Source organism: Butyrivibrio sp. FC2001 (assembly GCF_000424125.1).
Taxonomy (GTDB): Bacteria; Bacillota; Clostridia; order Lachnospirales; family Lachnospiraceae; genus Butyrivibrio.
Map to the genome: position 1 here is coordinate 1 of NZ_AUJH01000035.1, position 7,744 is coordinate 7,744.

Here is a 7,744-nt window from a genome sequence, read left to right on the forward strand (position 1 = left end):
CTTTTTACAATTTCTTGCTTTATTTTTTTTAATAAAAAAGTGTAAAAAGCCGAACGTTTGACTTTTTACACTTCTATCTTTAAATATTTTACAGGTTTAGCTTAATCCGACAACAGAATAAACTTTTATATCACCATCAGCACTCAAGAGTACATTTTTCATCTTAAATTCCTTTAGACCATCATTTTTAGCGGAGTTGGAGAATAGCACCTGCTGAACCATCGCCTCCCGTAAACCGCGTATTGTATGCCAATTTTACCTTACTTCTTTTACCATCATATTGATAACTATAAGCAGTATGACTACCGAAATCCATATGGTTTTTATCCCAATGATTCCGGATATTACTCCGCCAAATCCTGCTCCTATAGCAAATATCAGAATGATTCCAAAGAAGTGAAATGATTTGTACAAAGATTGTTTGTTTTTGTCTCTAAGGTATTTAGAAAGGCTCTCTGTTCCACTTCTCAGATTTCCAATGCACATGGTACTTGCATATCCATATCCATGTACTTTTCTAAATGTTTGCACCTGCATGGCACATGAAAATGACACAATCATATTTGCTATCATATTCATATCCATGGGGAGAAGTCCGACAATGCTAAGCGCAATCATTTCAATTATTATGATAATCTGTCTCCAGTGGATTTTTTCAGCACATTTATACTCGTTTTCAATTCTCTCTGCTATAAAAATCCCAGCAGCAAACGAAAAAAGCGGACACATATAGTGTAACCCCTGCATAAAATTACCCTGCATCAGGTTCTGACTCATTAAAACAACATTGCCGGTCTGTGCATTGGCAAAGACTTTATCCCTCATATTATATGTATACGCATCCTGTAATCCTCCTGAAAAGGATAATAATGCACTTAATCGAAAACTCTCAGATGTCTGCATATTTCTCCTACATATTTTATTATCGCGGAATAGTTACTCATGAATGTAATTCTTTTATTTCATGAGTTTACGGATCGTCTTCAATAATTCGTCCACGATTTCTTCATCGTCATTTTTTATGCCGTCCGTAACGCATCCTTTCAGGTGATATCCAAGAAGTTCCTGATTAAAGCCGTCTATTGCTGAGGCTGCAGACATGGACTGTTGAAGGATGTCGTTGCAATATACGTCATCCTCGATCATTTTTTCCAGGCCACGTATCTGCCCTTCCAGACGTTTCAACCGGTTGGTCAGAGCCTTTTTCTGTGCTGCTGTTCTGACTGTCTTTTTATGTGCCATAAGAAATCTCCCTATTATTCATATGTTGACTAATAGTATCATATCCCGGCTATTTATTGTACAGAAACAACCTTATAGCCAAGATCTTCTATCTCCTTTATCAAGGTGTCATCCTCTACCTCTTTTTCGTACTTCACAACAGCTTGCTTCTTTTTGAGGTTCAGTTTTGCAGATACGCCATCAATTCTGTTGATAGCACGCTTAACACGATTGGTGCAGTTTTCACAGTACATCCCGTCAATCATGAACACCTTAGTTTTGATTACAGTTCCTGAAAGCTTTTTATCCGGTTCTTTTACACTGGAACTGCCTCCGCCACAGCATCCACCTTCGCCTTTAAAGTGTTTTATAGAACCTCTTAGCGCAACAAGCAGGATAACAACAAGTATAGCAATGATAATGATATTAGAAGCCATTTCTTCACCTCTCTATTTCTCTTTACAACTATTGTTTAAGCGCATTCCAAGTAGTTAATTATCTTTTCCCTTATAAACTGCATCTTTTTAACTGTATCCTGATTATTGCTCTTAAATCCGAGCAGTCTGTATATATATCCCTGACTTTTGACCTGCCTGATACTCTCAGGGAATACAAGTCCATATACAAAAGAAATATGCCCAAGGATATAATCGATTCCGGTTTTCGAGTATGTTCTGTCTATATTTCCGGATCCCATAATGTCTTCATAAACTTCATCAGTTATGTACGAATCCGTAAAGGCTTTTTCCGGCAGATCGTAAATCTCTGTTCGCGGTGTCTCGCAATTAACACGTATAATGTCAATCTTATCTGCATCACGCAAAATTTCACAGAACATCCGCTCCCTGTCCGTCTGACCATCAGGAAGAATATATACATTGTGGTAACGGATGACTTTTTCCATCATTTCTCTGTCCATCTTTCTATCCGGATCAAACCTGTCTATCAGCTGTTCGTCCTTAAATAGCAGGTCTGCAGACAGTTCCGCGTGATTAACTGATATTCGATCCTGAAATGTATGATACCTTCTAAGCTGCTCAAAACGGCCTATATCATGAAGTATTCCTGACAGCCACGCGAATTCGCAGTCCTCCTCCGGAAGCAGAAGGCTTCTGGCGATTATTTCGCATAAATCAGCTACGCGATACGTATGATCTATCTTCAGCTTTACTTTCACAGCTTCCGGATTATATGGATCCGTATATTTTTTAAACTCAGTCAAAATATTATTTCTGTCCATATGTACTGATTATTCCATTTCCAGTGTTTTATAGTTTTTCTAAATCACATACTTTTAGCAATCTTTACCAGCCTGCTTGTGCCAAGTCTGTGTGCTCCAAGTTCAATAAATTTCTCAGCATCTTCAATTGATGCAATACCGCCTGATGCCTTGATCTTGATATTTGGACCACAGTGTTTTGCAAAGAGTTCTATATCTTCAAAGGTTGCACCGCCTGTTGAGAAACCTGTTGAAGTCTTGATATAGTCTGCCTTTGACTGCGTAACAATCTCACACATCTTGATCTTCTCCTCTTCTGTAAGAAGGCAGCACTCAATGATAACCTTCATGGTATGGTCGCCACAGGCTTCTTTGAGTTCATTGATCTCATCAAGAACAAACTTATAATTCTTAGCTTTCAGCTCCCCTATGTTTATAACAATGTCGATCTCTGTCGCTCCGTTTGCAAGCGCATCCTTTGTCTCAAAAACCTTGGATGCAGTTGTTGTATTTCCATTCGGGAATCCGATTACTGTTGTTATAGGCATATCAGGGCCCATATACTCACGGGCTTTCTTCACATAATATGGAGGAATGCATACGGAAGCCGTATGGTACTTCATACCATCGTCGCATATCTCTTTTATCTCATCCCATGTGCTTCCCTGAGCAAGCAGTGTGTGATCAACCATCTTTAATATTTCTTCAAGTTTCATTCGAGTATCCTCCATTCTTCGACCTAAGGGTGGTACCGCTTGCGGTGGATTCCTTAGGTCCATACAAAAATTTCATAGTCTTTTTGGTTCATAATTTGACAATAAATACGGGACGACAAAATAGTCCCCCCTACCATTTGCAATATATACTAGGGGGGAGTATTTGTCAACGCCTATTTTTCTTTTACCATATTCCCATTACATGCTGCATCAAAAGGCTGACAACAGTTATTCCGATCCAGCAACAGCCGCCAAGCAAAATCGGCTTCCCACCTGATTTAATTAGTTTGATTATGTTACTGTTCAAGCCAATAGCAGCCATGGCCATTATTATAAAGAACTTGCTAAGTTCCTTAAGTGGCTTAAAAACATAAGAAGGGACACCTGCTCTCAAGCAAATAGTTGTGATAATTGAAGCAATCACAAAGAAGACTATGAACATCGGAAATGCTCTTCTAAAGCTAAAGCCATTTGTCGAACTTCCATCCTTTTTTGCTTCCCTTGCCCTCAGATACGCAAGTACCAGTGTAATAGGTATGATAGCCAGTGTTCTTGTAAGCTTGACCGTAACTGCCTTATCAAGAGTCTGACTCCCCAGGTTCCACATACTATCCCAGGTTGATGCAGCTGCGGTGACGGAAGAAGTATCATTAACTGCAGTTCCCGCAAAAATACCGAAAGCCTCTCCTGTTGTGATATCAAAACCTATAAGCTTTCCCAGCGAAGGAAAAAGAAGTGCTGCCAGCACGTTAAAGAAAAATATCACAGAAATTGCCTGTGCCACTTCATCATCATCCGCATCAATGACAGGAGCCGTAGCTGCAATTGCTGAGCCGCCGCATATTGATGAGCCAACTCCGATAAGAGTAGCTGTGTTTCCTTTGATATTCATAACCTTATGAAGAATCCATGATAGGATAAGCGATGTTGAAATCGTGCAGATAATTATAGGAAGTGACTGTTTCCCGGTCTGAAGAACGACCGAAAGATTCATACCAAATCCAAGGAGGACAACAGCCTCCTGCAGAATTATCTTTGATGTAAACTTTATTCCATCAGCCGCCTTCCCCTTGTCATTCCAGAACAGGGCTATTATCATGCCCAGAATGATTGCAATCACCGCTCCGCCAACGACAGGGAAGCGCTTTCCCAGGAGCCATGAAGGAACTGCAATAGTGAAGCATACTATTACTCCCATGTAATTCTTTTTCAAAAAATCCATCTCAAGACCTCTCTCTCTTTTTAATCTGTTCTTTCGCAGGTCTTATTCTATTCTGTCTTTTGAAAAAGATAAAATTATATATTATTATATATCCATAAACATTTCTTATCGTTAGGGAGGACTGATTATGCTGGATTTCAGGATAGATACCTTTCTATGTGTTTGCAGGCACCTCAATTTCACCAAGGCGTCTAAGGAGCTGAATATTACTCAGCCCGCTGTTTCTCAGCACATACATCATCTTGAAAATGAATACGGGACAAAGCTGTTTACTCAGGATGGAAAAAAACTTTTTCTAACTGATAACGGAAAACTCCTGTATAAAAAAATGAATCAGATAAAAAATGATGATGAAAGTCTCAAAGAAATACTTTCAAAGAATAACCATGGCTTAAAAGACATCTCTTTTGGTGTCACCATGACCATAGGAGAATACATAATTGCTGATCCGATCAGTGATTACATAAAAAATCACCCGGATACTAATCTTAAGATTACATTTGGCAACACATCGGAGCTTCTTAAAAAACTCTCCGACGGTGTTATAGATTTTGCACTTGTAGAAGGATATTTCCCTGAAAATGATTATGAAACGCTGCTTTTTAGCAAAGAAGAGTTCGTTCCTGTCTGTTCGGCAAAGCACTCTTTCAATCAGAAGCCACGCGTGATAAAAGATCTCTTTCCCGAGCGAATTCTTATAAGAGAACCCGGTTCAGGAACGCGCAATATATTGGAAAGAGCTCTTGCCCTGAACAATTACTCCACAAGTGATTTTAGGAATTTTACCCAGGTGGAGAACATGCATGCCATAATAAGCCTTATTGAAAAAGATTGTGGCATCACCTTTTTATATAAAGCAGCGGTTGCATCAGGACTGCAGTCCGGATATCTGAAAACAATCCCCCTTGACGACTTTAGGGTAAAACATGATTTTACCTTCATCTGGCCCAAAGATACTGTTTTCAGTGAAGAGATCCGTGCAATATGTGAGGAAATACAACCTATAACTCATTCTGCATGAAGTTCATGTTCTTTTTCATAAAGCTTGTTATCCTGCCGTCTCATGAAAATCATCCGGGACAGAAAAAGAATCAAGCTACTTCCTACAAAAATCTGAATCGGATATGTGATTAGTACGCTTTCAGATATTATCATGCTCAGCATGGTAATAGCGCCAACCGGTGGCATATACATCTTAGTAAAATGAATAACGATAAGCATACCACTTGTAGCAACAATTGCTGAAATCGTAATAGGAAGCCCTATCCAAATAGCAAAGAAATATCTTGAAATCACACCAATTATGGCACACACAGTTATCACTGCCACCGTTTTGACTGGCATATTTCTTGTTTTGTTCCTTGGCCTGGAAAACTCAGTAAATGCCACAAGTAACGGAGGTGCCACAACAAATCTATAACCCGTTCTGAATGCAACACCGGCTATTACTGTCACACAAAGGATTCTAATGGAAGTATCTACCATATCGTCCCTGGAATTCAGCATCACAGGAACATATTCCTCATCTGCTCGGATTCCCTGAAATAGAAAAAGTTTATGAAACAATATTACAAGTAATGTCAGTACAAATGCAGCTATAGGATACACTATACTTGTAGTATGCATCATCACCGGGAGCACTATTGCTGAGACAAATGGTGCAAACGTGGTTCCTGAAAACATAAAGATTACCTGAGCGATTGTGAATGCCAAAATCACTTCGATATATGTATCAAACGGAACAAATCTTACAATGCACACTCCTATTATCGCACAGCCTGTTATCAGTGAAAGCATACGCTTTCCATTAACCTTCCAGCTTCTATTTTTTGCCACCATATATCCAACTGCTAATGCTGTTATCTCAGGAAATATAATCTCCTTCTCATTTAAAGTTTCTGCAAATAGTGTCATCAGCGCTACTAACAGAACTGTACAAGCGTATGGTATTATTCTCTTGACTCTATACATATTCTATAAAAAACATGCAATCAATGTGATGATCGCGATTCCTCCTTACTTAAAAATAGCACATTTACTGACACTCTTTCAAAGAAAGACTCCGCAAGGGTCTCGTCTTTTGTTTTTCGTTTCACAGCTATTCACTCCTTTAGTCAATTTTAATCAGGATCTGCAAAAGAATTAAGCATATATAGTAAATAAAAGTTACTTATCCAGGTGAAGAACATGATTTTACCTTCATCTGCCCAAAGATACTGCTTTCAGTGAAAAGATCCGTGCAATATGTGAGGAAATACAACTTATTACTCATTCTGCATGAAGTTCATGTTCTTTTTCATAAAGCTTGTTATTCTATCGGCAGCATTTCGGTCGTAACATCCTAAGTCCGCTTCGTGGGTGGTGACTCCCTCCTGCCAATCATCTACCGCCAAAGGTCATAATATTTGTTCGATATCTTTCAGACCCTTTCCCATTTTCTCATCGTTGTGATCCATCACATGAGTGAATATTGCATTAAAGATGCATAGATATTGATATATATCATCCATAAATTCCACAATTTTCCTAGCTAAAGTATTTCAGGATCCATATCATATATATATAAATTCTTTAAATTCATTTTCTGGATACTCTTTGCAAAAGTAATATAGGCAAGTCCATCAAGGGCTTTAACATCATGTATATCTTAAAGAATATGAGCAGGCCTTTGCAAGACTTGATGAAATCAGCCAAAAGAAATTAAAGCCCATGAGAGCAATCTATTACAATTTTAAAAGAGGGAATCTTTACGCAGATCTGGGTAAAATTGATGAAAGCAAAAAGTGTTTGGAGTCATTAGATAGTCTGCTTGCCAGCGGAAAATATAAAGGTATGAAGCTTTCAAGCGCTACTCGTTATAGAGACAACCTCGAAGGAATCATTGCTTTAGCTGAAGGGAATTATAACAGAGCGGCGGAAATATATAGAAAGTTACTCGAAAAGAAGGAAGATCGCCTTAATACCATTATCTATAACCATCGTCTCGGTATGGCTGAGTATAATGCAGGCAATTACATGGATGCATACATGGTTATGACAAGTTATTTTTTATGTAAAGAAATAATAACAACCCATGTAGTATAAGCAATTATTTGTAGATTTCTTTACATAATAATGCCGATACTGTTACTAAAGACATTTATGAAAGGAGAACGTTGTCTATGGTAACAGATATCAGTGAATTAATTAAACTATGTAGTGCAGAGCTGATTGACAGACAGTACAAACCTGACTATGCAGAAAAGATTCAGTCGCACTGGGATGAACTAAAATGCTGGATGGAAAAGAACTCTTTAACAGTTTTTTCTGAAAGAATCGCTAATCAGTATTGTGATTACCATATAGGAACCCATCTGCTTTTAGAAG

General features: G+C 38.4%; 11 protein-coding genes. 3 read left to right on the top strand and 8 right to left on the bottom strand.

What is annotated here, in order from left to right:
- Positions 1-255: 255 nt before the first annotated feature.
- The 6 genes from G601_RS0113575 to G601_RS0113600 form a co-directional block, all read right to left on the bottom strand.
- Positions 256-903, bottom strand: coding sequence for a YoaK family protein (locus G601_RS0113575; protein WP_035773381.1), 648 nt, complete (start codon positions 901-903; stop codon positions 256-258).
- 54 nt (positions 904-957) lie between these two features.
- Positions 958-1,242: a metal-sensing transcriptional repressor gene (locus tag G601_RS26240; protein WP_022762007.1), complete on the bottom strand. Its 285-nt coding sequence runs from the start codon at positions 1,240-1,242 to the stop codon at positions 958-960.
- Positions 1,243-1,295: 53 nt separating this feature from the next.
- Positions 1,296-1,658 carry a heavy-metal-associated domain-containing protein gene (locus G601_RS0113585; RefSeq protein WP_026665692.1) on the bottom strand — a complete coding sequence of 121 codons (363 nt, stop codon included), beginning with the start codon at positions 1,656-1,658 and terminating at the stop codon, positions 1,296-1,298.
- Between the two features lie 35 nt (positions 1,659-1,693).
- Complete coding sequence (locus G601_RS0113590) at positions 1,694-2,443, bottom strand: HD domain-containing protein (RefSeq protein WP_207638055.1); 750 nt, start codon at positions 2,441-2,443, stop codon at positions 1,694-1,696.
- Between the two features lie 62 nt (positions 2,444-2,505).
- Complete coding sequence (deoC, locus tag G601_RS0113595; RefSeq protein WP_022762004.1) at positions 2,506-3,156, bottom strand: deoxyribose-phosphate aldolase; 651 nt, start codon at positions 3,154-3,156, stop codon at positions 2,506-2,508.
- A gap of 184 nt (positions 3,157-3,340) precedes the next feature.
- Positions 3,341-4,378, bottom strand: a complete 1,038-nt coding sequence (locus tag G601_RS0113600; RefSeq protein WP_026496659.1) for a YeiH family protein — start codon at positions 4,376-4,378, stop codon at positions 3,341-3,343.
- A gap of 127 nt (positions 4,379-4,505) precedes the next feature.
- Here G601_RS0113600 and G601_RS0113605 point away from each other — a divergent pair, with 127 nt between their 5' ends.
- Positions 4,506-5,399 (top strand): LysR family transcriptional regulator, encoded by an 894-nt coding sequence (locus G601_RS0113605; RefSeq protein ID WP_022762002.1) that lies wholly within the window; start codon positions 4,506-4,508, stop codon positions 5,397-5,399.
- Here G601_RS0113605 and G601_RS0113610 read toward each other — a convergent pair.
- Positions 5,387-6,292, bottom strand: a complete 906-nt coding sequence (locus tag G601_RS0113610; RefSeq protein ID WP_022755918.1) for a hypothetical protein — start codon at positions 6,290-6,292, stop codon at positions 5,387-5,389. The two genes, G601_RS0113605 and G601_RS0113610, sit on opposite strands and share 13 nt — an antisense overlap.
- 350 nt (positions 6,293-6,642) lie before the next feature.
- Positions 6,643-6,771 (bottom strand): hypothetical protein, encoded by a 129-nt coding sequence (locus G601_RS27110; RefSeq protein ID WP_255346214.1) that lies wholly within the window; start codon positions 6,769-6,771, stop codon positions 6,643-6,645.
- Between the two features lie 394 nt (positions 6,772-7,165).
- Between G601_RS27110 and G601_RS0113620 the strand changes: the two genes are divergently transcribed.
- Positions 7,166-7,462: a hypothetical protein gene (locus G601_RS0113620; RefSeq protein WP_207638056.1), complete on the top strand. Its 297-nt coding sequence runs from the start codon at positions 7,166-7,168 to the stop codon at positions 7,460-7,462.
- A gap of 77 nt (positions 7,463-7,539) precedes the next feature.
- Positions 7,540-7,744 (top strand): hypothetical protein (locus G601_RS26665; RefSeq protein WP_035790771.1); only part of this gene is annotated, 205 nt, incomplete at its 3' end.

What these genes read in the sequence shown, in the direction of transcription:
- G601_RS0113575 (WP_035773381.1), bottom strand. Translation starts at nt 903, where the DNA reads ATGCAGACATCTGAGAGTTTTCGATTAAGTGCATTATTATCCTTTTCA.
- G601_RS26240 (WP_022762007.1), bottom strand. Translation starts at nt 1,242, where the DNA reads ATGGCACATAAAAAGACAGTCAGAACAGCAGCACAGAAAAAGGCTCTG.
- G601_RS0113585 (WP_026665692.1), bottom strand. Translation starts at nt 1,658, where the DNA reads ATGGCTTCTAATATCATTATCATTGCTATACTTGTTGTTATCCTGCTT.
- deoC (WP_022762004.1), bottom strand. Translation starts at nt 3,156, where the DNA reads ATGAAACTTGAAGAAATATTAAAGATGGTTGATCACACACTGCTTGCT.
- G601_RS0113600 (WP_026496659.1), bottom strand. Translation starts at nt 4,378, where the DNA reads ATGGATTTTTTGAAAAAGAATTACATGGGAGTAATAGTATGCTTCACT.
- G601_RS0113605 (WP_022762002.1), top strand. Translation starts at nt 4,506, where the DNA reads ATGCTGGATTTCAGGATAGATACCTTTCTATGTGTTTGCAGGCACCTC.
- G601_RS0113610 (WP_022755918.1), bottom strand. Translation starts at nt 6,292, where the DNA reads ATGACACTATTTGCAGAAACTTTAAATGAGAAGGAGATTATATTTCCT.